Raw genomic sequence first — 24,374 nt, forward strand, 5'->3', positions numbered from 1 at the left:
AAAAGGAACCACTATATTTAAAAATTTTTATGCCATATTACCTCCAGATTTATAGTTATTAATACGATAACTTTTACCTTTTATGTTTAGTATATGAGCATGATGTACCACTCGATCAATAATTGCATGAGTTAATACTTCATCAGCAAATATTTCATTCCATTTTTCAAAATCCTTGTTTGTGGTAATAATGGTAGATTTATTTTCATATCGTTTAGCAATAATATTAAAAAAGTCTTCTACTGAATGTTTTGGCAATTGCTTAAACCCGAGCTCATCAAGAATTAATAAATCAAACGATAGGAGTAATTTAACCTTTTTGTGATAACTATTATCTGCTCTTGCAATATGTAAATTATAAAGCATATCCGATACCGTAGTAAAATATACAGAGTATTCTCGTGTTAAAGCTTTTAATGCTAGCCCAATGGCAAGATGAGTTTTCCCAGTTCCTGAATCACCTATGAATATTACATTTCCCTTAGTATTAATATAATCACAAGTTGATAAATCACTTATTACTTTGGCATCAACACTTGGTTGGAAATTAAAATCAAAGTCTTCTAAATTTTTAGTTACCGGCAATTTAGCAGCACTTTTACGGCGACGGTAATTATTATCCTTACGGTTAGATTTTTCATCTTCACATAATAGTGATAGAAATTCTTTAAATCCTAGTTTATTATTTTGAGCATAAATAATCCTTTCATTTAAACTATTGACTATACCTGATAATCTAAAGCTTCGTAGGTCATTAAATAAGTTCTGCATTATTACCTCCAAACTCTGGTAATGGTAAGTTTACTGCATTACTATTTAAAATATTCTTAATTTTAGAGTAAGAACTTATACCATAATGTAGTGCTCTATGACAGGCTTTATCTATTAAGTCATCATTGTAAACCTTACGTAAAGAAATGATACCTCGTGCACAACGTTGCCAATCATTCACTCTTGTTTGTTGTAATGATTCTAATAATAAACTGCAATTATTCCCTATCTGCTGCATTTGTTGTTGATAATGTTCACTATATTCTATAAAACCTGGGCATAGACGTTTGTATTTAGCATAATGAGACGGATTAGTGGTAAATATCCCCTTGCCCTCTGTTCTAACGTGTCTTGCTATTAAATCATTTTGTATAGAAAATATTTGAACAAGTTTTGGGGACAATTGTACCATTACCTCACTGTATATATATTTTGCTGGTACAGAGTAATAATTATTATCTATGGTAATATGACAATCTTTTGCTACTTTTCGATTATGCCAAGATGACAAATCAAAAGTTTCTAATGGTAAAGGAATCAAACTACTTCTTTCCTCTTGCTCAAACAGTTCTCTAGGTATTCTCTTAGTAGTACCATGTATTCGGCTATTGGCCTTATTTAACCAATTTGCAAGACCATTTGTTAATTCTTCATATCTATCAAATTTACGACCAGCAAAAAAATTATTTTTAACGTATTTTATTCCCGACTCAACTTTGCCTTTTTCTTGCGGTTGATACACTCGACAAGGAGAAAGTAAAATTCCATAATGATCGGCTAAGCACTTATATTCCTTCTGATATACTGGCTCATAAAAATTGGCATCTACTACTCCAGCTTTAAGATTATCAAGTTTTATTACTTTTGGACTACCAGCAAAATAATTAAATGCATTGATATGACATTGAATCCATGTTTGACAACTTTGATCAAACACTACTTCATAATAATCAAGGCGACTATAGCTTAAACGCATATTAAATACATATGCTTTAACTCTACGCCCTTTAGAATTATACTGTAAGCCTATGTCACCAAAATCTACTTGTGCTTCCTCTCCTGCTAAAGTATGAAAACGAATGCAACTGTTATCCTTAATTTTATATTTTTTGATATAACGGGTCAAAGAAGTATAACTGCTTGTATAACCTTGATTTTTTAACTCCTCAAAAATTCTTATGTAACTCAGATTTTTTTCTAATAACTCAATTATTTTTTCGTGCCAAAAATCCAAAACTGAAGATCGTTCATAGATTGCTGGGGATTCTGTACCAGCCTCTACATAGCGGTTTATTATTTTTCGTACTGTTTTGCGGTCTGTTCTTGTTAGTTTGGCAATATTCCTTTGACTATTGCCTTGTTTATAAAGGGTGATAATTGTTGTATACATATTTATTCTTATCATTGTATCACTAGATATTTACTTGCTTAATTATCTAGTGAATATTGCACATTAACCTTATTAGGTCACACCAACTTCTCTGGTCCCTTTTTCGTGCAATTTACTGGTCCCTTTTATTTTAGCAATGACAATCAACCCCTATTTCTAAAAATTTTATTTGATATCTCTTTTCTATCTCTAAACATATTTCTCGTAATACTTGATCAACTGATACGTCAAACACTGCTCGGCGATATTTTGCTGGAAATACCATGTGATACAGCAGTACCGTAACATTATGACTTTTATGTATATATTTGCTCATTCCGCCATATTACGCCGCAAGCGGCGGGGAATATACCCAAAAGAGATTTAAATATTTTGGCGGAGTGCCAGAAGAAGTACTGTATGACAACATGAAGACAGTAATACTGGATAGGGATACATATGGTCCTGGCATACACCGCTTTAATAAAGGTATGCTGGATTTTGCCAAACATTACAGTTTCCGATTAAAAGTGTGTAGGCCTTATAGAGCAAAAACTAAGGGCAAGGTTGAGCGATTTAACAGATATATAAGAGAAAGCTTTTATAATCCATTAGCAACAAAATTAAAAACTGCAGAGTTAGTGTTGGATGTGGATACTGCAAATTCAGAGGTGCTAAAATGGTTGCGTGATACTGCGAATCAGCGTGTGCATGGAACAACAGGCGAAATACCTGCAGAAAGATTAAAGTTTGAAAGGAGCAATCTTCCGCCACTACCATTGGATTATAGTGGTAGTCATCCTGCAGCACTAGAGATTATGGAAGATAAAAGGGAACGATTTTCTACAGTTTCCTTACAACATTCCCTCTGCATATACCAAAGTATACTGGAGGCATTATGAACCTACAGCACCAACGTATAGAAGAGCTATGCCGCTCTTTAAACCTTATTCAGATAGCTGAAAATTATTTTGATATTGCACAATCTTCTAGTAAAGAAGACTCAAGTTATACGGATTTCCTTGAGTCAATATTAAAAACAGAGCTGTTGGCACGACAGAATAGAAGTAAATCAATACTCACCAGAATGGCAGGTTTTCCTGCTATTAAAACGCTGGATAATTTTGATTATGATTTTGCTACAGGAATAAAACGCAAGATTCTGGAAGGCCTAAGGTCTCTATCTTTTGTAGAAAGACAGGAAAATATTATTCTGCTTGGTCCTTCTGGAGTAGGAAAAACCCATATAGCTATTGCCCTTGGTTATGCAGCTACACAATGTGGAATCAAGACTAAATTTATAACAGCTGCAGATTTGATGCTTGTACTGAATGCCGGACTAAACCAGGGAAACCTGGACTCCATATTCAAAAGAGTCATACTACCATATAAATTACTTATAATAGATGAATTTGGATATCTGCCGTTAAAACAGGAACAAGCTAATCTATTATTTCAGGTTATAGCAAAGCGTTATGAGAAGGGTAGCATAATTCTTACAAGTAATCTTCCATTTGGACAATGGCACAATAGTCTTGCTCAGGATAGTGCTCTTACAGCTGCTATCTTAGATCGTCTGCTTCATCACTCCACTATACTCAATATTAAAGGTGATAGTTTCAGGCTTAAGGATAAAAAGAAAGCTGGTCTTGTGCCAATAGAAATTACTAATAAACAGGAGGATAATTTTATGACAAAACTTACGCTATGAGTAAAAAAGTGATAAATTATTGTAAAAATAATTAAACATGTCAAAGAGGATAAAGTTGCAAGCAATACCAATTAATAGGACAGATTATTGTCAATTTTTAATAGTTAGCCAAAAGAATTATAGTTTAACCTACTACGCTGAACATGCAAAGAAATGTAGTCATGATGTTATTAATAGATTTTTAAGGAATGAAAAATATACACCTTCTTTGTTATGGGAACACATCAAGAATGATGTTATTTTTTCATCTAATGGATATACAATATTTGATGATACGGTTTTAAATAAAAGGAATACGAAGCAAATAGAAATTGCAAGATCGCAGTACAGTGGAGCTACAGGTAGAGTTACTAAAGGTATAGGAGTAGTGAGTCTGGTATATTATAACCCTGATATTAATAAGTTTTGGGTAATAGATTATCGAATTTTTGCACCTGATCATGATGGAGCAACAAAACTAGAACACCTATTAAACATGTTAAATAATGCTGTTTATAGCAAGAAGATTCCTTTTCAAACAGTACTTTTTGACACATGGTATTCTACACACAAAATTATGCAACATGTTGACTCTCTGGGGAAATATTATTATGCCCCTATTAAAGCCAATAGAAACGTTAGTAAAACGCACGATTCTAAACCTTATAAAGCTGTAAAAAAGTTGACATTTTCAGATGAAGAGATCAGGCATGGAGTAGAGATTCATATAAAAGGCTTTGCTAAAAATAAGCATGTTAATTTGTTTAAATTTACTGTTTCTACTGAAAATACTATAAGTAAGTAGAACAGAACCTATTTAAAATAATAAGATTTTAAATAGGTAATGATGAACAGAAAATATAGACACTTATCTCGAGAAGAGAGATATGAGATAAAAAGAATGTATGACCTAGGAGTCAGTATTAATAAGATAGCACAACATCTTACGAGGTCTAAAAGCGCTATTAGTATGGAACTAAAAAGAAATAAGGTAAAAGATAAGTATATGCCTTGTGTTGCTCAGGAAAAATATGAAAACAGGATGTATCAGCAAGAGTTATTAAAAATAGAAAAGAACCCTATGTTGTTAGATTATATTAAAAATGCTATGATTCGCAAGAAATGGTCGCCGGATGCTATAGCCGGAAAGTTAAAACTAGACAAAAATACAGCTTTGTGTATCAGTACAGAAAGTATATATAGATTTGTTTACACTTCTGCAGTAGCAGCTAAATTAAAGTTATATAGCTATTTACCTTCTAAAAGATATAAAAGGCAAGAAAGAGGGAAGAGGCGTCAAAGGATCATTATATAGCATAAGTCATTAAGGTACTGACAGAGCGAGAGTATCATGTTATAGTAAGCAAATATTAACAAGCATGTAAAGAGATATGGCACGAGCATATGCAATAGAACTAAGACTAAGAGTTATAAAAGCTGTAGAAGCAGGGATACGAATAAGTAAGGTAAGTAAATATACAAAACTTACGCTATGTTTGGTTCTAAATATCGTAAAGATGGAGAACGCAGCTGTTGTTGCATATAGTCATCTAAAAGCCCTAACTTTATTTGGTAAACCGTTTTACCGATTGTATTTGCAGTCCTTTTGAGAAATGCCCAAACTAAAAATGCCCAACTAATATGATTACGTTGAATACGCTGTTTCCTGCATTGACAACGTTCTATCCCAGTAAGTTGCTTAATTTCTCTGTGCATGCTCTCAATTACCCATCGAAAGCCACACTCATCTTGTGCAGCTTTAGAAGATTTGTGAGTTTTGTTATTGGTAACAACATACTCAACTCTGTTGGTAGGAACAGTAAATTTAAACAAATTAACATGCTTATTTTTAGCAAAGCCTTTTATATGAATCTCTACTCCATGCCTGATCTCTTCATCTGAAAATGTCAACTCTTTTACAGCTTTATAAGGTTTAGAATCGTGTGTTTTACTAACGTTTCTATTGGCTTTAATAGGGGCATAATAATATTTCCCCAGAGAGTCAACATGTTGCATAATTTTGTGTGTAGAATAACCATGTGTCAAAAAGTACTGTTTGAAAAGGAATCTTCTTGCTATAAACAGCATTATTTAACATGTTTAATAGGTGTTCTAGTTTTGTTGCTCCATCATGATCAGGTGCAAAAATTCGATAATCTATTACCCAAAACTTATTAATATCAGGGTTATAATATACCAGACTCACTACTCCTATACCTTTAGTAACTCTACCTGTAGCTCCACTGTACTGCGATCTTGCAATTTCTATTTGCTTCGTATTCCTTTTATTTAAAACCGTATCATCAAATATTGTATATCCATTAGATGAAAAAATAACATCATTCTTGATGTGTGTCATTGCTAAAATAAAAGGGACCAGTAAATTGCACGAAAAAGGGACCAGAGAAGTTGGTGTGACCTAATAAGGTTAATGTGCAATATTCACTAGATAATTAAGCAAGTAAATATCTAGTGATACAATGATAAGAATAAATATGTATACAACAATTATCACCCTTTATAAACAAGGCAATAGTCAAAGGAATATTGCCAAACTAACAAGAACAGACCGCAAAACAGTACGAAAAATAATAAACCGCTATGTAGAGGCTGGTACAGAATCCCCAGCAATCTATGAACGATCTTCAGTTTTGGATTTTTGGCACGAAAAAATAATTGAGTTATTAGAAAAAAATCTGAGTTACATAAGAATTTTTGAGGAGTTAAAAAATCAAGGTTATACAAGCAGTTATACTTCTTTGACCCGTTATATCAAAAAATATAAAATTAAGGATAACAGTTGCATTCGTTTTCATACTTTAGCAGGAGAGGAAGCACAAGTAGATTTTGGTGACATAGGCTTACAGTATAATTCTAAAGGGCGTAGAGTTAAAGCATATGTATTTAATATGCGTTTAAGCTATAGTCGCCTTGATTATTATGAAGTAGTGTTTGATCAAAGTTGTCAAACATGGATTCAATGTCATATCAATGCATTTAATTATTTTGCTGGTAGTCCAAAAGTAATAAAACTTGATAATCTTAAAGCTGGAGTAGTAGATGCCAATTTTTATGAGCCAGTATATCAGAAGGAATATAAGTGCTTAGCCGATCATTATGGAATTTTACTTTCTCCTTGTCGAGTGTATCAACCGCAAGAAAAAGGCAAAGTTGAGTCGGGAATAAAATACGTTAAAAATAATTTTTTTGCTGGTCGTAAATTTGATAGATATGAAGAATTAACAAATGGTCTTGCAAATTGGTTAAATAAGGCCAATAGCCGAATACATGGTACTACTAAGAGAATACCTAGAGAACTGTTTGAGCAAGAGGAAAGAAGTAGTTTGATTCCTTTACCATTAGAAACTTTTGATTTGTCATCTTGGCATAATCGAAAAGTAGCAAAAGATCGTCATATTACCATAGATAATAATTATTACTCTGTACCAGCAAAATATATATACAGTGAGGTAATGGTACAATTGTCCCCAAAACTTGTTCAAATATTTTCTATACAAAATGATTTAATAGCAAGACACGTTAGAACAGAGGGCAAGGGGATATTTACCACTAATCCGTCTCATTATGCTAAATACAAACGTCTATGCCCAGGTTTTATAGAATATAGTGAACATTATCAACAACAAATGCAGCAGATAGGGAATAATTGCAGTTTATTATTAGAATCATTACAACAAACAAGAGTGAATGATTGGCAACGTTGTGCACGAGGTATCATTTCTTTACGTAAGGTTTACAATGATGACTTAATAGATAAAGCCTGTCATAGAGCACTACATTATGGTATAAGTTCTTACTCTAAAATTAAGAATATTTTAAATAGTAATGCAGTAAACTTACCATTACCAGAGTTTGGAGGTAATAAAAGTAATCCCCGCCGCAAGCAAGCGGGGTATTTTAGAAGAAAGCTAGCTGATGATCCTCATGCAGTTTCTGATATTCCTTGCCTTGGTTTTTTACGTATTTTCCTATCATATTCTCATTTCCATGCTTACCTACCGTACTCGTAAAATATCCATCAGTCCAAAATTCTCCACCCCATAATTGTTTCTTTACCTGTGGACACTGTCTAAATATTTGACGAGCTGTAACACTTTTAATTGTTGTTACTATTTTTGTTACGCTATAGGTTGGTACAGATTGTACCAAAAAATGGACATGATCTTCATCAACCCCTATTTCTAAAAATTTTATTTGATATCTCTTTTCTATCTCTAAACATATTTCTCGTAATACTTGATCAACTGATACGTCAAACACTGCTCGGCGATATTTTGCTGGAAATACCATGTGATACAGCAGTACCGTAACATTATGACTTTTATGTATATATTTGCTCATTCCGCCATATTACGCCGCAAGCGGCGGGGAATATACCCAAAAGAGATTTAATGTAAGTCGTGATACTATATATAAATGGAAAAAATTAAAAGATAAGCAAGGTACTTTAGAAGCAGCAACTGGTTATCAGAAAGGACATAGTCATAAGATAAAAGATTCAGAATCTTTTAAAGAATTTTTTAAAGCTAATATGAATAAAACATCAAAGGAGTTAGCAAAGCAATGGGGTAATATTGCATCTGTAACTATTTTAAGACAAATCAGAAAACTTGGCTATAGCTATAAACAAAACTCATTTTCATCCGAAAAGAGATATTAAATTAAGAAATGAATTTATAGCAAAGATACAAACCATCACAAAAGACAAATTAGTATATCTTGATGAATCTGGAATAGAGGATAATGCTTGCAAAGAGTATGGATGGAGCATTATAGGACAAAGGTGTTATGGAGAAAAGGTGTATCAACATAAATTTAGAATAAGTATGATAGCTGGTCTTTGTAATGGTAATCTTATTGCTCCTGTAATATTTGAAGGTAATTGTAATACAGAGGTCTTTAAAACTTATATTAGGGATGTATTAATTACAGAATTACAACCTGGGCAAACCGTTATTATGGATAACATTAATTTTCATAAAAATTCTAAAGTTAAAGAGTTAATTGAATCCGTTGGTTGTACCATATTGTATTTACCAACTTACTCTCCTGATTTAAATCCTATAGAGCATTACTGGTTTAAGATAAAAAATGAAATTAGGAAAGTTGTAGGAGATTTTGAAACATTTTATGATGCTGTTTTTAATACTATTAAATTGTCAGTATCTTAATGATTTATGCTATACCACAAAGGATCTCAATACATCAGCGTGATGCAATAGCTACGAAAAAGGTAGAAGTAGGGAATTTTAAGGCAGATCTTACATTTCATAAAGGTAATCAAAGTATGAATATTGGTGCACTGGTGGATAAAAAGAGTCAAAAGATTATTTTAGTGCTGAATAACTCCAAGAGAGCTACAACAGTTACCAATGGTTTTTTAAGAAAGATAAAAACTCTTCCAAATAGTGTGAGAAAGACTATTACTATGGATAATGGCAAAGAGTTTGTGGGGCATGTTGCCTATAGACTATCTGGGTTTCAAACTTTCTTTTGTGATCCATACCGCCCTAGACAAAAAGCATTAGTGGAAAAAATGAATTCTATGATTCATAGAATTTTACCTAAAAATACAGATATTACTACCGTTACACAAAGAGGTCTTGACAATGTTGCTGAGATTTTAAATAACATGCCAAGAAAGATTTTTGGTTATAAAACCCCCAATGAAATTTGGGCAGAAAATTTATAGGTTTTGTTCTACTTAGTCCTTGCATTTTCAGTAGCCAGTGATACCAATTTTCAGAGCCGGGAGATGAAATTACTGCTAGCTTTCCTTTAAAATATAATGGGTTTTCTTCGTTAATATCTCGTTTCTTATTCACTAAACGATGTTGATCACCTGTGCTTGTTTGAGTATCTTGCAGAATATAACCTTCTTCAGTTAAAACTCCACCTTCATTAATTACTACGCCGTTCGGTAACTCTAAAATAAATTGACTAGTATTTTTTTCTTCAAGTAATTTTTTGATTTTTATATTAGGAGATTCCAATGATTCTACTGCAATAAATTGATGATTATTATTTATTGCATAAATATTGCTAGTATAGAAAAAGTAAAAAACTATAAATATAAAATATCTTGTAAAATTTAACATTTTTATTATTGTACTTTATTAATGACAGAGGTTTTAACTCCTCTTAAAAATTCTTCAGTGTTTAAGACTTTTTTACCCTCTTGTTGAAGTTTTTTTATCATTAATATTCCTTTTCCGCAAGCTATTTCTAAATTTTTGTTAATAATTGTTCCAGGAATAAAATTATGATCTTCATTTGAATATTCTGCCTCAAGAATTTTGATCATTTTATCATTATATTTAAAATATACTCCTGGCCATGGATTCATACCGCGAACTTTGCAATTAATAGCATAGGCAGAATCTTGCCAATTAACTCTACCCTCTTCTTTAGTTAATTTACGAGCATAAGTAACACCCTCATTAGATTGAGGTTTCGGCACTATCTCATCAATATTTGCAAGTGTTTTGATTAATAACTCTGCACCCAAATTAGCACATTTATCATGAAGCTCTTGCAGTGTGATTTTTTCAGGTAAATCAAAATCCTCTTTTATTAATATATCACCCGTATCAAGTCCTGCATCCATCTGCATAATACATACGCTGCTTGTTTTATCGCCCTGTATGATGGTACGCTGCAGAGGAGCTGCTCCTCTATGACGAGGTAAATCAGACGGATGAATATTAAGACAACCATATTTTTTAGCATCTAAAATATTTTGCGGAATGATAAAACCGTATGCAACAACGACTATTATATCAGCATCGATACTATTAATTAAGTTTGCAGCTTCTTCATTACGAAGCGTTACAGGAGTATAAACAGGAATTTGAGCCTCATCAGCTAATTGATGCACAGGAGATTTAGTTTCACTAAGTCCCCTACCCTTAGCTTTAGGTGATTGCGTAAAAACAGCTACTACTTGATGGTCGGAATTTATGAGTTTTGTAAGAGCAGGAACAGCAAACTCAGGCGTCCCCATAAAAATCAGACGTTTTGCATAACTTGCTTTTAAAGGTAATTTGGGCGTCAATCTGGTACTCGCATCCTCACGTACTAAAGTGTACGCTGCGGTGCTGCGTGCCGTGTTTCCTACAAATTCCTCTTTATTAGCTGCGTTATTCAAGAAGTCTATTATCTTCACACTATATTTTTTTTGAGTTTCTTAAGCTTACGAAGAGCTATATCGCGTTTCATACTACTTAGATAATCGATCATTAGCTTTCCTTCCAAATGATCATACTCATGTTGAATTACTCTTGCAAGCCAATCATTAGCTTCAAGCTCTTGCGGTTTGTTATGATAATCTAAATATCTGATTTTTATAGATTCTGATCTTGCTATCTCATAACGTTGTTCAGGTACTGAAATACATCCTTCATTAGCTATAACAAGCTCTTCTGATTTTTCTATTATTTCAGGATTTACAATAAATAGTGGATAGAAATCTTTTGGTCTCTTAATCGGATCATGATCTTTTATATCAATTACCATGATACGTTTTAGTACCCCAACCTGCACAGCAGCAAGCCCTCCCCCATCTTCATGGTACATAGTTTCGACCATATCATCCATGAATTTTCGGATTTGGTCATTAACCTCTGGAACGGCTTGAGATTTTTGTTTTAACCTTTCATCAGGTGCTGTAACGATAGGCAGTATTGACATATTTTTGAGTTTTTTCTTTTTAACTATTATACCATAAACCCCCTAAAATGTAAAGAATGCGTAAAACAACATAAATTTTATTAGTAATATAGATAGACGAAGATCAACTTGGAAAAGAGCAAGGAGATTGATATCCTCGGAGCGGGAGCGTACACGCAAGTAACGTGAACATCTGAGGATTACAAAGACATTGTCCTCAATTTTTGAAGTTCTATCTAAATATATAGTTGCATAATAAACTCACTTGCCTACAATATTTTATTGAGTTAATAATATTTTTTAAAAAATAATGGCAAATATCAGATAACATGTTAAATAAATAAGCTTACATGACAACTAAAGAGGAATACACTAATGCATTGGCACGAGCTTGATATTGAAGAAATAACTGAACAGCTTGAAGATAATTATCATGATCAATATAATGATATTAAGCTTTCAGGATTGAAACGACTTATTGAATCTTTAATAGATTCAGAAAGTTTTGAAGGAGAGATTAAAGAAATAACGCTAGAAGAAATTTTAGAAAGATGGGGAGAAATTAGGGAAGAAAACGAGTAATAATTATAGAATTTTTCAGGCAGTTTATGGATTAACTTTATAAAAATATTATAAATAATAATAATATAGCAACTGCCTGAAAAAAAACTCTCATAGTCATAAGCTTTGAGCTAAATTTTTTATCAAATTTACCACCAATAGCCATCGATACTACCCCTATAATCAAAACTAAGCCGGTTAAACAAAGTGCTATTAACAACCACATCATAATTTATATCTTATTTACTTACAGGAATTTATACCTTACCATTTTTAAAGCAAGCAGTCTATCTATATCGAGCTGGAAATTACGAATTTTATGTTGTTTCTCTAAAAGGAAACTCTATCCATACTCCATCATCAAAATCATCTTCATCGTCTTCATCATCATATTCTTTAACTAGTCTTGCATCTAAAGGAATTTCACCTATTAATTTCTGTATTTGATTTATTTGCTCAGAAATATTTTGTAGATTCATATCTATTTTTCTTCCATAATCTAATATTCTTGTTTCTATGTTATTCATAAAATATTCTCCTGATTTTATTTGGTACCTTGGGTTAAGAACTTAAATTAACCCAAGGCATAAATTATTAAGGATATTGTTCAAATAAAAGCTACAAAACTTACGCTATGTTTGGTTCTAAATATCGTAAAGATGGAGAACGCAGCTGTTGTTGCATATAGTCATCTAAAAGCCCTAACTTTATTTGGTAAACCGTTTTACCGATTGTATTTGCAGTCCTTTTGAGAAATGCCCAAACTAAAAATGCCCAACTAATATGATTATGTTGAATACGCTGTTTCCTGCATTGACAACGTTCTATCCCAGTAAGTTGCTTAATTTCTGCATGCTCTCAATTACCCATCGAAAGCCACACTCATCTTGTGCAGCTTTAGAAGATTTGTGAGTTTTGTTATTGGTAACAACATACTCAACTCTGTTGGTAGAAACAGTAAATTTAAACAAATTAACATGCTTATTTTTAGCAAAGCCTTTTATATGAATCTCTACTCCATGCCTGATCTCTTCATCTGAAAATGTCAACTCTTTTACAGCTTTATAAGGTTTAGAATCGTGTGTTTTACTAACGTTTCTATTGGCTTTAATAGGGGCATAATAATATTTCCCCAGAGAGTCAACATGTTGCATAATTTTGTGTGTAGAATACCATGTGTCAAAAAGTACTGTTTGAAAAGGAATCTTCTTGCTATAAACAGCATTATTTAACATGTTTAATAGGTGTTCTAGTTTTGTTGCTCCATCATGATCAGGTGCAAAAATTCGATAATCTATTACCCAAAACTTACAAAACTTACGCTATGTTTGATATAATGCCCATGAATTAAGGGATATTATGAAGTGCTTCACTATAAAACATTGCTGTGTAATAAGAGTTTTTAGCATATTTGCTATAACATAGCGTAAGTTTTGAGCTATAAGATATGTGAGTAAAATCTGAATTGTTTTGAAACTAGATATCTTCTATACCTAAGCTATATCTAGGTATATTCTTGCTTTTTTTTTAAGCATTTTAGTATGCTCGTAACAATATTATGATTTATATTAAACCAATAAATATACTTATTTTGGTAGGTAGAATATTTACTGGTTTTTTTATAGTTATTAAATTTATACAGCTGAGATTATATTATTTTGTAGAAATGTAAAGAAATTTGTTTATATTTTTACTTTAAATATAAACAATATATTTTATATTTAAAACAAGCAGTGAATTTACTTTATTTTTATGTCAAATTTAAAAACCAAAATTAATGAGTTAATGGCTCAAAGAAAAATGAGTGCTAAAGATATTGAAAATTTAACAGGATTAAGTAGAAATACTGTTAATAGTATAATATTTGGTAGCTCTAAAAACCCTGGCATTTATACTATTAAGCAATTAGCAAATGCTTTGAATGTTAAGGTAGAATCCTTAATTTCTGATAATAAAGAAACTCAAATTGATATTTTAAATCCAGAACAAATAAAATTATTTGGCGAAGTTGTAAGCCTTACTACAAATATTATTTCCGACAAAAACATTGATTTTTCTATGCATAAAATTACTTCTATTATACAAGAAGTATATCAATGTGCTTTAAAAGGCAAGTCGGAAGAAGTACAAAAGCATTTAGCAGAATATTTAATGGATATGCACATAGACTCTGCAAACAAAATTTAAACTATTTTTCGTCAAGAGTTTATTGCGTGGATTGGGAATTGTCATTTATAGTACCGGACAGTTATTATTCTATGTCATTCCCGCTTAAGGCTTGCCCAGCGTGGATCGAAAAACGCCCTAAGGTAGTAATCTAGTTACTTGGGAACTAGATCCAGAAAATAATAAAAAATACTAATTTTATTAGTATTTTTAACTGGCTCTAGTTCATAAATCACGGGATGACAGGGGAAAATGATCCACGCAAGCAAAACCCTTATACATTACTAACTAGCGTCAGTTCAAATTGTAAAACATTTTTTCTAATTCTTCTAAGTGTTGTTCTATTCTTTCAATATCTTCATCTGTTACGGGAGTTTCTAATAAATGTGCAACTTCATCTTTTAGAATATTTACTTTTCTCTTTCAATGAAATCTAAATTAATATTGTGAATGTTTTTTTTATTTTGGTTTGACATTTGATGGATCCTGATTAATTAAAACCACCAATGAATGAAACTTTGGTGGCCGGGGGGAGGTAAGAAAACCGTTACAACAGTTTACAATAGCCTTTAGGTTTAAGGTATGCACCTTAAACCCTGGACATAGCTATTGACACCCCAATAAAGCCGAGGATGGTATCATTTAATGGTAGATACCCACCATGTAACAAGAGATTCTTACATCCCAAAATAGCCTAATAGCTATTTCAATTACAATTTATACTTAACTCCTCAAAAAAGTCAATTAGCAATTAAGTTTTATTATTTTACTAAAAGCCATTAATGCTTGTAATTTTACAAACCATTAGTTGTTTTTTATTATTGCTATTTTTATTTCTAATATTAGTTATAAAATTTATAAAACTTACGCTATGAGTAAAAAAGTGATAAATTATTGTAAAAATAATTAAACATGTCAAAGAGGATAAAGTTGCAAGCAATACCAATTAATAGGACAGATTATTGTCAATTTTTAATAGTTAGCCAAAAGAATTATAGTTTAACCTACTACGCTGAACATGCAAAGAAATGTAGTCATGATGTTATTAATAGATTTTTAAGGAATGAAAAATATACACCTTCTTTGTTATGGGAACACATCAAGAATGATGTTATTTTTTCATCTAATGGATATACAATATTTGATGATACGGTTTTAAATAAAAGGAATACGAAGCAAATAGAAATTGCAAGATCGCAGTACAGTGGAGCTACAGGTAGAGTTACTAAAGGTATAGGAGTAGTGAGTCTGGTATATTATAGCATAAGTCATTAAGGTACTGACAGAGCGAGAGTATCATGTTATAGTAAGCAAATATTAACAAGCATGTAAAGAGATATGGCACGAGCATATGCAATAGAACTAAGACTAAGAGTTATAAAAGCTGTAGAAGCAGGGATACGAATAAGTAAGGTAAGTAAATTATTTAATGTAAGTCGTGATACTATATATAAATGGAAAAAATTAAAAGATAAGCAAGGTACTTTAGAAGCAGCAACTGGTTATCAGAAAGGACATAGTCATAAGATAAAAGATTCAGAATCTTTTAAAGAATTTTTTAAAGCTAATATGAATAAAACATCAAAGGAGTTAGCAAAGCAATGGGGTAATATTGCATCTGTAACTATTTTAAGACAAATCAGAAAACTTGGCTATAGCTATAAAAAAACTCATTTTCATCCGAAAAGAGATATTAAATTAAGAAATGAATTTATAGCAAAGATACAAACCATCACAAAAGACAAATTAGTATATCTTGATGAATCTGGAATAGAGGATAATGCTTGCAAAGAGTATGGATGGAGCATTATAGGACAAAGGTGTTATGGAGAAAAGGTGTATCAACATAAATTTAGAATAAGTATGATAGCTGGTCTTTGTAATGGTAATCTTATTGCTCCTGTAATATTTGAAGGTAATTGTAATACAGAGGTCTTTAAAACTTATATTAGGGATGTATTAATTACAGAATTACAACCTGGGCAAACCGTTATTATGGATAACATTAATTTTCATAAAAATTCTAAAGTTAAAGAGTTCATTGAATCCGTTGGTTGTACCATATTGTATTTACCAACTTACTCTCCTGATTTAAATCCTATAGAGCATTACTGGTTTAAGATAAAAAATGAAATTAGGAAAGTTGTAGGAGATTTTGAAACATTTTATGATGCTGTTTTTAATACTATTAAATTGTCAGTATCTTAATGATTTATGCTATATAACCCTGATATTAATAAGTTTTGGGTAATAGATTATCGAATTTTTGCACCTGATCATGATGGACCAACAAAACTAGAACACCTATTAAACATGTTAAATAATGCTGTTTATAGCAAGAAGATTCCTTTTCAAACAGTACTTTTTGACACATGGTATTCTACACACAAAATTATGCAACATGTTGACTCTCTGGGGAAATATTATTATGCCCCTATTAAAGCCAATAGAAACGTTAGTAAAACACACGATTCTAAACCTTATAAAGCTGTAAAAGAGTTGACATTTTCAGATGAAGAGATCAGGCATGGAGTAGAGATTCATATAAAAGGCTTTGCTAAAAATAAGCATGTTAATTTGTTTAAATTTACTGTTTCTACCAACAGAGTTGAGTATGTTGTTACCAATAACAAAACTCACAAATCTTCTAAAGCTGTACAAGATGAGTGTGGCTTTCGATGGGTAATTGAGAGCATGCACAGAGAAATTAAGCAACTTACTGGGATAGAACGTTGTCAATGCAGGAAACAGCGTCTTCAACGTAATCATATTAGTTGGGCATTTTTAGTTTGGGCATTTCTCAAAAGGACTGCAAATACAATCGGTAAAACGGTTTACCAAATAAAGTTAGGGCTTTTAGATGACTATATGCAACAACAGCTGCGTTCTCCATCTTTACGATATTTAGAACCAAACATAGCGTAAGTTTTGTTTATTTAGAGTATCTATAATCCAAAAAAATTAATATGAAATACAATGAATAATAACGATGAACTTAATTAATTAGTGGTTTTTAAAGATCAAAATATTAGAAGAATTTTATATAATAACGAATGGTGGTTTTCTATAATGATGTAGTAGGTGTATTAACTGATAGTGCAAATCCACGAGATTATTGGTCTAAGATAAAAACTATAGTACCGGACATTTTCAAAAAAATGTTATATTTTTTTCAGGTATAGGTGAACTTATATGTCATTCTTAGCTAGAGGCGGGAATCCAGCATAAAGCAAGATAAATCGAGCTTTTTATTTAAAAAACTTGTTGCTTTTATGTTTATTTTTCTGGATTCCCGCCGTTGCTAAGAATGACATAGAATAATAACTGTCCGGTACTATTCGATTTATCACGCATTTATTTTATTAAAAAATTTCTAAAAAATTAACTTGATAATTAATAATAACTCAACTATTAATAAACTCATTAATAATAAAATTAAAAATTATATGCATCCAACTCATATCAAAGTTCTTACACCTAATTCTAAAGATTTGGACATTTTGTGTGTAGCACTTTCTATTGTTAAAACTTTAGATCAAATAAATGATTTTAAAATTCTTGTTAAACAAGCTCTTAATCAAGGGTTCGATATTAATATGAAAGATGGAGATCATTGTACTCTTCTATATTATTCCTGTACAATGAAATTATATGAGATAGCTCAGTTTCTTTTAGAAAATGGAGCTGATCCTAATGTTATAAATACTGCAAATGATCAGATTACGCCTTTATCTATTATAAGAACACACTCAAAAACAGAACAGAGCATTTATTTAACAAAACTTCTTTTACAACATGGTTTATTAAAATTATGCCAAGATAATGATTTCAAAATAATAGATAATTCTGTTACAGTTAAAGACATAGAGGAGTTTATTGATTGGCAAATGTCAACATCACCTAAAAATCACGAATTTATTTCTTATCATTTAAAGGAATTATATAATCTTCAAAATCATTTAGTAAGAAATACAAAATTTAGTATAGCTTAATGCGATAAGGTAGTGATTTTTTAAGAGCATAGTAAACAGCATCAAAAAAGTGCTCAAAATTAGAAATAGTTTTTCTTATTTCATTCTTGATTTTAAACCAGTAATGCTCAATAGGATTTAAGTCAGGAGAGTAAGTTGGTAAAAATAAAATACTGCAACCAACAGATTCAATTAACGTTTTCACTTTTGTACTTTTATGAAAATTAATATTATCCATTACTACTATCTGACCAGCCTTTAATTCCTTGATCAATATCTCTTGTACATAAGTTTCAAAAATGTCCTTATTACATGTCCCATCAAATATTATTGGGGCAATAATATCTTTGACACACAGCCCAGCAATCATACTAATCCGTGATTTATGTTGATAGACCTTTTCACCATAACATCTTTGACCGATAATGCTCCACCCGTATTCTCTACAGCTATTATCTTCTATCCCAGACTCATCGATAAATACTAAATCTTGTTTATCTATAGTTTTTAGTTTCAATATAAACTCATTCCTTAGACCAATATCCCTTTTGGGATGAAGAAAAGTTTTTTTTATAACTATAACCTAATTTATTAAGCAATCTTGATATCGTACTTGCAGATACTTTTTGACTCCAGTTATTAGCTAGCTCCATGGTGGTTTTATCAAAATTTAATTCTATAAATTTTTTAAATCCCTCTATGTCTCTTATTATTCTACGATGTCCTGTATGATAACCACTTTTTGCTTTGACATCCCCAGTTTGTTTCTTTAATTTTTTCCACTCTATTATAGTCTTCCTACTAATAGAGTATATCTCTGAAGTCTCTTTTATTGTTTTACCATCTGTTAAACTTTTTATTACTCGTATTCTTAAATCGTATGAATATGCCTTTGCCATAAGTTTTTCATTTAGTATAATCCAACTCATACTATAAGTCACTACCTTATCGCATTAAGCTATAGCTTTAAAAGTTCATCGTTAATATTTAAATTGCAATCAATAAACCAGATCAAATTATAATTATCTTTATTTCCATAGGCATACATTCTAGCTAGCTGAGTTTTATCCATCCCGCTAACACCTACAATACTTGTTTGCCTGTATTTTTCTAAATTAGTCTTTACTTGATTTAGTTGCTTGAAAATACTATAAGTAAGTAGAACAAAACTTATTTAAAATAATAAGATTTTAAATAGGTAATGATGAACAGAAAATATAGACACTTATCTCGCGAAGAGAGATATGAAATAAAAAGAATGTATGACCTAGGAGTCAGTATTAACAAGATAGCACAACATCTTACGAGGTCTAAAAGCACTATTAGTATGGAGCTAAAAAGAAATAAAGTAAAAGGTAAGTATATGCCTTGTGTTGCTCAGGAACAATATAAAAAAAGGATGCATCAGCAAGAGTTATTAAAAATAGAGAAGTTACCTATTTTGTTAAATTATATCAAAAATGCTATGATTCACAAGAAATGGTCACCGGATGCTATAGCCGGAAAGTTAAAACTGGACAAAAATACAGCTTGTTGTATCAGTACAGAAAGTATATATAGATTTGTCTACACTTCTCCAGTTGCAGCTAAATTAAAGTTATATAGCTATTTACCGTCTAAAAGATATAAAAGGCAAGAAAGGGGGACAAGGCATCAAAGGATCATTATACCACAAAGGATCTCAATACATCAGCGTGATGCAATAGCAATGCAAAAGCTAGAAGTAGGGCATTTTGAGGCAGATCTTACATTTCATAAAGGTAATCAAAGTATGAATATCGGTGTGCTGGTGGATAAAAAGAGTCAAAAGATTATTTTAGTGCTGAATAACTCCAAAAGAGCTAAAACAGTTACCACTGGGTTTTTAAAAAAGATCAAAACGCTGCCAAGTAGTGTTAGAAAGACTATTACTATGGATAATGGCAAAGAGTTTGTAGGGCATCTTGCTTATAGACTATCTGGGTTTCAAACTTTCTTTTGTGATCCATACCGCCCTAGACAAAAAGCACTAGTGGAGAAAATGAATTCTATGATTCATAGAATTTTACCTAAAAATACAGATATTACAACCGTTACACAAAGAGGTCTTGACAATATTGCTGAGATTTTAAATAACATGCCAAGAAAGATTTTTGGTTATAAAACCCCCAATGAAATTTGGGCAGAAAATTTATAGGTTTTGTTCTACTTAGTCCTTGAATTTTCAAACTGAAAAGGCTAAAAAAATTATAGAGGAAAGTCTAATTAGTTTTTTACTTGTTGCAGCTAATATAGATTATAATCTAGAACAAGAATTTACAGCATTATGTTTGCGAGCTTCTGATATTGAATTTGAAAAAAAAGTAACATTTTCTAATGGTATAGCATAAGTCATTAAGGTACTGACAGAGCGAGAGTATCATGTTATAGTAAGCAAATATTAACAAGCATGTAAAGAGATATGGCACGAGCATATGCAATAGAACTAAGACTAAGAGTTATAAAAGCTGTAGAAGCAGGGATACGAATAAGTAAGGTAAGTAAATTATTTAATGTAAGTCGTGATACTATATATAAATGGAAAAAATTAAAAGATAAGCAAGGTACTTTAGAAGCAGCAACTGGTTATCAGAAAGGACATAGTCATAAGATAAAAGATTCAGAATCTTTTAAAGAATTTTTTAAAGCTAATATGAATAAAACATCAAAGGAGTTAGCAAAGCAATGGGGTAATATTGCATCTGTAACTATTTTAAGACAAATCAGAAAACTTGGCTATAGCTATAAACAAAACTCATTTTCATCCGAAAAGAGATATTAAATTAAGAAATGAATTTATAGCAAAGATACAAACCATCACAAAAGACAAATTAGTATATCTTGATGAATCTGGAATAGAGGATAATGCTTGCAAAGAGTATGGATGGAGCATTATAGGACAAAGGTGTTATGGAGAAAAGGTGTATCAACATAAATTTAGAATAAGTATGATAGCTGGTCTTTGTAATGGTAATCTTATTACTCCTGTAATATTTGAAGGTAATTGTAATACAGAGGTCTTTAAAACTTATATTAGGGATGTATTAATTACAGAATTACAACCTGGGCAAACCGTTATTATGGATAACATTAATTTTCATAAAAAGAGTCTTTCTAATTAAGTGTGTAAATTTTTCATAGGGCTTAAATTCTACCTTCAAATTTTATCAAAAAGTGAGCCATAGCTGCGTTCCAGTTTGGAATCGGCATAGCCCATTTCTTGGTCATATAATCAATTGCCAAATATAAGGTCTTAAAAACGGCATTATCATTTGGAAAAACCCGTTTATTCTTGGTAACCTTACGTAATTGGCTATTGACAGATTCTACACTATTTGTTGTGTATATTACTTTCCTTATCGCCTCAGGGTATCCTAGAAAAACCATTAAATTTTCCCAATGAACATACCAAGATTTAGCAATTTGTGGATACTGTTTACTCCATTTAGCTTCAAAAGATTCTAAAGCAAGATGTGCTTCTTCCTCTGTGCTAGCAGTATAAATAGGCTTTAAATCAGCCGCTAATTCTTTTCGGTCTTTATATGATACATATTTTAAACTATTTCTAATCTGATGTACAATACATAATTGATGTTCGGTTTTCGGAAAAACTGCCTCTATCGCCTCAGACATACCGGTTAAATTATCACTGCAAGCAATAAGCATGTCTTGCATACCTCTGTTCTTCATCTCAGTAAAATTACCAAGCCAAAATTTTGCTCCTTCATTTTCACTGATCCACAATCCTAAAATATCCTTCCTGCCAGATAAATCAATACCTAATGCTACATATACAGACTTATTGATAATTCGTTTATCTTGACGTACTTTTACTACTAAACAGTCAAAAAATACTATAGCATATACTCGATCCAATGGTCGGCTTTGCCATATCTTGACATCCTCAATTACATCATCAGTAATTTGACTTATCAAACTTTCGCTAACGTCAGCTCCATACAATTCTTGCATTTGAATCTTAATATCAGATAAGCTCATTCCTTTAGCGTATAACGATATTATTTTATCATCAAATCCTTCAATACGTCTTTGACGCTTTGGAATTAATGCAGGTTCAAATGTACTACTTCTATCCCTTGGAACCTCAATCTCTATAACTCCATTATTTGTTACTAGATTCTTTACATTCTTACCATTACGAACATTATCACTATCAGTATGACAATATTTATCATATCCTAAGTGATTATTCATCTCTGACTGCAATGCCTTCTCTACAAGCCGTTTGGTTAATTGCTTTAATAAACCATCCTCTTTAAGTAATGTTGATATATCTGTATCATTATTTATTAATAAATCTATCGCTTGATTCATTGCTTCATTTTGTTTTTGGTGCATATAATTTCTCCTTTTGTTATATTATATTTTTATATAACCTTTGAGAAATTCCCACACTTATTTGGACAGAGCCCATAAAAATTCTAAAGTTAAAGAGTTAATTGAATCCGTTGGTTGTACCATATTGTATTTACCAACTTACTCTCCTGATTTAAATCCTATAGAGCATTACTGGTTTAAGATAAAAAATGAAATTAGGAAAGTTGTAGAAGATTTTGAAACATTTTATGATGCTGTTTTTAATACTATTAAATTGTCAGTATCTTAATGATTTATGCTATAGCTTCCAGCTTCCATCTCTAACTTTTTAAAATGTCTTACTCCAAATGTATATCCTGCTAGAATTGGAACTATAAAGAATAATAAGCCCCAGTGATTAAAGTAATCTATCAAATAGATTGTTCCAAAAGAAGAAATAGCAAACATTAATGCTCTTGATAAAGCATATATAAAACTACTACATGTGAAGCGTTTTAATACCGGGAATCTTGTGTAAAATACTGCACTTGCCGGAAAAGTTGTAGGAGCAAATACTACAATAAATAGTTGGAATAAAAGTAATTCAGTAGCATTAGAGATATTATTAATAAAATAGGAGAAGTAAGAGCTACCACAGAAAATATTACTAGCCTTACTTTAAGAATTTTCAAAGGATGAAGTCTATAAGCTAAATAAGTAACTATAATTGTACTTATTAACTCTGTACCACAAACAATAAAATTTTGGTGAATTACCTGAGCTGCATTATAATCAAAAGAATTTTTTAATATATTACCACAATAGATATAGCCAATATAAAACCATAATGGTGCTCCACATTGTAGGAAAAATAAAGAAAAAGCTGTTGTTTTATTAATTTTTTCTTTCCAAATAGGACTTGATTTTAGACGATCACTATCTATACTAGCTTGCTCTACAGTTTCTTTTATTCGTTTTTTTGCATTAACAAAATCTGGTGTTTCTCTAAGATTAGTTCTTGCAACCGCTCCTATTACAGCAATAGCTGCTCCAATCCAAAACGCAATACGCCAATCAAAGCCAAAAGAAGTAACAAGTGTTCCGATTCCTAATGCTGCCGTTGCACCCAGAGTTACAGAAATAACAAGTGAAGCTACGACCTAATAACGTTGAGGAACTTTAAACATTTCAGTTAAGTAAAGTTCTGCCCCTATTACTTCCCCCATAGAGGACATACCTTGTGCAATTCGGCATACTGTTATTACAATAGTTGCAGTAATACCAATTTCGGCATAAGTCTTTAAATTAGCCATTACAAGGCAGCAAAGCGACATTAAAAAAGTTGTAATAATAACTGTTGCTTTACGCCCTATAGTGTCACCTATCCAGCCAAATATTAAAGCCCCGATAGGTCTAAATACATATGTTGAACAAAACGCAATAGCGAAATAAAGAGTTGCTGCTCGTGGATCAGCTTCAGGAAAAAATAGATCATTTAGAAGTACTGCCATATGAACATATAGCATGAGGTCGAAATATTCGAGAAATGTGCCTATAGATAGTAAGCCTATGGCTTCTTTTTGATTGCGAGTTAAACTAACTTGCTCTTTTTTATAACTCAGCATAAGTTCCTTACAAAAAATTAAATTGTAAAGAACTTATACCTTTTTATACAAAAGTCAATAAAAATTTTTTATATTATATAAAATAAAGGAAATATAAGAGATATATTTAGCGTATATTATTAATATTTTAAGAAATAACGTAAGCAAAAGACACAATTTAAATTACTAAGGTTGTATCCTAAAATTGGTAGTACTAA

27 protein-coding genes and 7 pseudogenes are annotated in these 24,374 nt (G+C 31.4%); 19 read left to right on the top strand and 15 right to left on the bottom strand.

The window, feature by feature from the left end:
* Positions 1–27: 27 nt before the first annotated feature.
* The 3 genes and pseudogenes from istB (AAGD55_RS09755) to AAGD55_RS09765 form a co-directional block, all read right to left on the bottom strand.
* Positions 28–771, bottom strand: coding sequence for an IS21-like element helper ATPase IstB (gene istB / locus AAGD55_RS09755; protein WP_341790851.1), 744 nt, complete (start codon positions 769–771; stop codon positions 28–30).
* The gene (gene istA / locus AAGD55_RS09760) at positions 755–2,161 is read right to left on the bottom strand and encodes an IS21 family transposase (protein WP_341790850.1); all 1,407 of its coding nucleotides are present in this window, start codon (positions 2,159–2,161) and stop codon (positions 755–757) included. Before istA (AAGD55_RS09760) ends, istB (AAGD55_RS09755) begins: the two co-directional genes overlap by 17 nt.
* Before the next feature lie 142 nt (positions 2,162–2,303).
* Positions 2,304–2,477, bottom strand: a pseudogene (locus AAGD55_RS09765) (transposase); the annotation flags it as partial.
* Between the two features lie 28 nt (positions 2,478–2,505).
* Between AAGD55_RS09765 and AAGD55_RS09770 the strand changes: the two are divergent.
* From AAGD55_RS09770 to AAGD55_RS12450, 5 genes and pseudogenes are all read left to right on the top strand, one after another.
* Positions 2,506–2,919: pseudogene (locus AAGD55_RS09770) on the top strand (IS21 family transposase); the annotation flags it as partial.
* 119 nt (positions 2,920–3,038) lie between these two features.
* On the top strand, positions 3,039–3,851 hold the full coding sequence (gene istB, locus AAGD55_RS09775; protein WP_341791323.1) for an IS21-like element helper ATPase IstB: 813 nt from the start codon (positions 3,039–3,041) through the stop codon (positions 3,849–3,851).
* A gap of 37 nt (positions 3,852–3,888) precedes the next feature.
* Positions 3,889–4,635: a transposase gene (locus AAGD55_RS09780; protein ID WP_341791324.1), complete on the top strand. Its 747-nt coding sequence runs from the start codon at positions 3,889–3,891 to the stop codon at positions 4,633–4,635.
* Positions 4,636–4,674: 39 nt separating this feature from the next.
* On the top strand, positions 4,675–5,145 hold the full coding sequence (locus AAGD55_RS09785; protein ID WP_341791325.1) for a helix-turn-helix domain-containing protein: 471 nt from the start codon (positions 4,675–4,677) through the stop codon (positions 5,143–5,145).
* A 76-nt stretch (positions 5,146–5,221) separates the two neighbouring features.
* A pseudogene (locus AAGD55_RS12450) lies at positions 5,222–5,305 on the top strand (hypothetical protein); the annotation flags it as partial.
* A gap of 10 nt (positions 5,306–5,315) precedes the next feature.
* Here the strand turns inward: AAGD55_RS12450 and AAGD55_RS09790 are convergent.
* A complete protein-coding gene (locus tag AAGD55_RS09790; protein WP_341791326.1) occupies positions 5,316–5,876 on the bottom strand; it encodes a transposase in 561 nt (186 codons plus the stop codon).
* The gene (locus tag AAGD55_RS09795) at positions 5,833–6,189 is read right to left on the bottom strand and encodes a hypothetical protein (protein WP_341791327.1); all 357 of its coding nucleotides are present in this window, start codon (positions 6,187–6,189) and stop codon (positions 5,833–5,835) included. Before AAGD55_RS09795 ends, AAGD55_RS09790 begins: the two co-directional genes overlap by 44 nt.
* A gap of 136 nt (positions 6,190–6,325) precedes the next feature.
* Between AAGD55_RS09795 and istA (AAGD55_RS09800) the strand changes: the two genes are divergently transcribed.
* Positions 6,326–7,861: an IS21 family transposase gene (gene istA / locus AAGD55_RS09800; RefSeq protein WP_341791328.1), complete on the top strand. Its 1,536-nt coding sequence runs from the start codon at positions 6,326–6,328 to the stop codon at positions 7,859–7,861.
* On the opposite strand, the gene tnpA is transcribed toward istA (AAGD55_RS09800), so the two are convergent.
* Positions 7,749–8,192 (bottom strand): IS200/IS605 family transposase, encoded by a 444-nt coding sequence (gene tnpA / locus AAGD55_RS09805; protein ID WP_341790826.1) that lies wholly within the window; start codon positions 8,190–8,192, stop codon positions 7,749–7,751. The two genes, istA (AAGD55_RS09800) and tnpA, sit on opposite strands and share 113 nt — an antisense overlap.
* Before the next feature lie 40 nt (positions 8,193–8,232).
* On the opposite strand from tnpA, the pseudogene AAGD55_RS09810 reads away from it, so the two are divergent.
* Positions 8,233–9,022, top strand: a pseudogene (locus AAGD55_RS09810) (IS630 family transposase); the annotation flags it as partial.
* Positions 9,022–9,543 (top strand): IS30 family transposase, encoded by a 522-nt coding sequence (locus AAGD55_RS09815; protein WP_341791329.1) that lies wholly within the window; start codon positions 9,022–9,024, stop codon positions 9,541–9,543. The pseudogene AAGD55_RS09810 and the gene AAGD55_RS09815, both read left to right, overlap by 1 nt.
* Positions 9,544–9,954: 411 nt before the next feature.
* Here the strand turns inward: AAGD55_RS09815 and fmt are convergent, their stop codons facing one another.
* Both fmt and def read right to left on the bottom strand, forming a co-directional pair.
* Positions 9,955–10,854, bottom strand: coding sequence for a methionyl-tRNA formyltransferase (fmt, locus tag AAGD55_RS09820; RefSeq protein ID WP_410526132.1), 900 nt, complete (start codon positions 10,852–10,854; stop codon positions 9,955–9,957).
* A gap of 158 nt (positions 10,855–11,012) precedes the next feature.
* Entirely contained in the window at positions 11,013–11,540 is a 528-nt protein-coding gene (gene def, locus AAGD55_RS09825) for a peptide deformylase (RefSeq protein ID WP_341791331.1), read from the bottom strand.
* A gap of 354 nt (positions 11,541–11,894) precedes the next feature.
* On the opposite strand from def, the gene AAGD55_RS09830 reads away from it, so the two are divergent.
* Entirely contained in the window at positions 11,895–12,101 is a 207-nt protein-coding gene (locus AAGD55_RS09830; protein ID WP_341791332.1) for a FeS assembly protein IscX, read from the top strand.
* A gap of 24 nt (positions 12,102–12,125) precedes the next feature.
* On the opposite strand, the pseudogene AAGD55_RS09835 reads toward AAGD55_RS09830, so the two are convergent.
* The 3 genes and pseudogenes from AAGD55_RS09835 to AAGD55_RS09845 form a co-directional block, all read right to left on the bottom strand.
* Positions 12,126–12,309 (bottom strand): annotated as a pseudogene (locus AAGD55_RS09835) (twin transmembrane helix small protein).
* 88 nt (positions 12,310–12,397) lie between these two features.
* Positions 12,398–12,607, bottom strand: coding sequence for a hypothetical protein (locus AAGD55_RS09840; protein WP_341791333.1), 210 nt, complete (start codon positions 12,605–12,607; stop codon positions 12,398–12,400).
* A 297-nt stretch (positions 12,608–12,904) separates the two neighbouring features.
* Positions 12,905–13,315 (bottom strand): hypothetical protein, encoded by a 411-nt coding sequence (locus AAGD55_RS09845; RefSeq protein WP_341791334.1) that lies wholly within the window; start codon positions 13,313–13,315, stop codon positions 12,905–12,907.
* Between the two features lie 517 nt (positions 13,316–13,832).
* On the opposite strand from AAGD55_RS09845, the gene AAGD55_RS09850 reads away from it, so the two are divergent.
* From AAGD55_RS09850 to AAGD55_RS09870, 5 genes and pseudogenes are all read left to right on the top strand, one after another.
* Positions 13,833–14,267 (top strand): helix-turn-helix transcriptional regulator, encoded by a 435-nt coding sequence (locus AAGD55_RS09850; RefSeq protein ID WP_341791335.1) that lies wholly within the window; start codon positions 13,833–13,835, stop codon positions 14,265–14,267.
* An 891-nt stretch (positions 14,268–15,158) separates the two neighbouring features.
* Positions 15,159–15,521 carry a hypothetical protein gene (locus AAGD55_RS09855; protein ID WP_341791336.1) on the top strand — a complete coding sequence of 121 codons (363 nt, stop codon included), beginning with the start codon at positions 15,159–15,161 and terminating at the stop codon, positions 15,519–15,521.
* Between the two features lie 63 nt (positions 15,522–15,584).
* On the top strand, positions 15,585–16,454 hold the full coding sequence (locus AAGD55_RS09860; protein WP_341790833.1) for an IS630 family transposase: 870 nt from the start codon (positions 15,585–15,587) through the stop codon (positions 16,452–16,454).
* 6 nt (positions 16,455–16,460) lie between these two features.
* Entirely contained in the window at positions 16,461–17,171 is a 711-nt protein-coding gene (locus AAGD55_RS09865; RefSeq protein ID WP_341791337.1) for a transposase, read from the top strand.
* A 521-nt stretch (positions 17,172–17,692) separates the two neighbouring features.
* Positions 17,693–18,229, top strand: a pseudogene (locus AAGD55_RS09870) (ankyrin repeat domain-containing protein); the annotation flags it as partial.
* On the opposite strand, the gene AAGD55_RS09875 reads toward AAGD55_RS09870, so the two are convergent.
* Positions 18,225–19,116, bottom strand: a protein-coding gene (locus AAGD55_RS09875; RefSeq protein WP_341792582.1) for an IS630 family transposase whose coding sequence is annotated in 2 segments (ribosomal slippage) — positions 18,225–18,788 and positions 18,790–19,116 — 891 coding nt in all. Because the reading frame shifts where the segments join, the coding sequence is not laid out codon by codon here. The pseudogene AAGD55_RS09870 and the gene AAGD55_RS09875 overlap by 5 nt on opposite strands.
* Before the next feature lie 302 nt (positions 19,117–19,418).
* Here AAGD55_RS09875 and AAGD55_RS09880 point away from each other — a divergent pair.
* From AAGD55_RS09880 to AAGD55_RS09895, 4 genes are all read left to right on the top strand, one after another.
* Complete coding sequence (locus AAGD55_RS09880; RefSeq protein ID WP_341791000.1) at positions 19,419–20,393, top strand: IS30 family transposase; 975 nt, start codon at positions 19,419–19,421, stop codon at positions 20,391–20,393.
* A gap of 19 nt (positions 20,394–20,412) precedes the next feature.
* A complete protein-coding gene (locus tag AAGD55_RS09885) occupies positions 20,413–20,586 on the top strand; it encodes a guanosine polyphosphate pyrophosphohydrolase (protein WP_341791338.1) in 174 nt (57 codons plus the stop codon).
* A 71-nt stretch (positions 20,587–20,657) separates the two neighbouring features.
* On the top strand, positions 20,658–21,017 hold the full coding sequence (locus tag AAGD55_RS09890; RefSeq protein WP_341790906.1) for an IS630 transposase-related protein: 360 nt from the start codon (positions 20,658–20,660) through the stop codon (positions 21,015–21,017).
* Positions 20,968–21,357, top strand: a complete 390-nt coding sequence (locus AAGD55_RS09895) for a transposase (RefSeq protein ID WP_341791339.1) — start codon at positions 20,968–20,970, stop codon at positions 21,355–21,357. The genes AAGD55_RS09890 and AAGD55_RS09895 overlap by 50 nt, the downstream gene beginning before the upstream one ends.
* Positions 21,358–21,379: 22 nt before the next feature.
* On the opposite strand, the gene AAGD55_RS09900 is transcribed toward AAGD55_RS09895, so the two are convergent.
* Entirely contained in the window at positions 21,380–22,594 is a 1,215-nt protein-coding gene (locus AAGD55_RS09900; RefSeq protein ID WP_341790919.1) for an IS256 family transposase, read from the bottom strand.
* A 73-nt stretch (positions 22,595–22,667) separates the two neighbouring features.
* On the opposite strand from AAGD55_RS09900, the pseudogene AAGD55_RS09905 reads away from it, so the two are divergent.
* A pseudogene (locus AAGD55_RS09905) lies at positions 22,668–22,862 on the top strand (transposase); the annotation flags it as partial.
* A gap of 265 nt (positions 22,863–23,127) precedes the next feature.
* On the opposite strand, the gene AAGD55_RS09910 reads toward AAGD55_RS09905, so the two are convergent.
* Both AAGD55_RS09910 and AAGD55_RS09915 read right to left on the bottom strand, forming a co-directional pair.
* Positions 23,128–23,694, bottom strand: coding sequence for an MFS transporter (locus AAGD55_RS09910; protein ID WP_341792583.1), 567 nt, complete (start codon positions 23,692–23,694; stop codon positions 23,128–23,130).
* 18 nt (positions 23,695–23,712) lie between these two features.
* Positions 23,713–24,177: an MFS transporter gene (locus AAGD55_RS09915; protein ID WP_341791340.1), complete on the bottom strand. Its 465-nt coding sequence runs from the start codon at positions 24,175–24,177 to the stop codon at positions 23,713–23,715.
* Positions 24,178–24,374 lie beyond the last annotated feature (197 nt).

It is taken from the genome of Rickettsia endosymbiont of Gonocerus acuteangulatus, from assembly GCF_964026435.1.
Classification (GTDB): domain Bacteria; phylum Pseudomonadota; class Alphaproteobacteria; order Rickettsiales; family Rickettsiaceae; genus Rickettsia.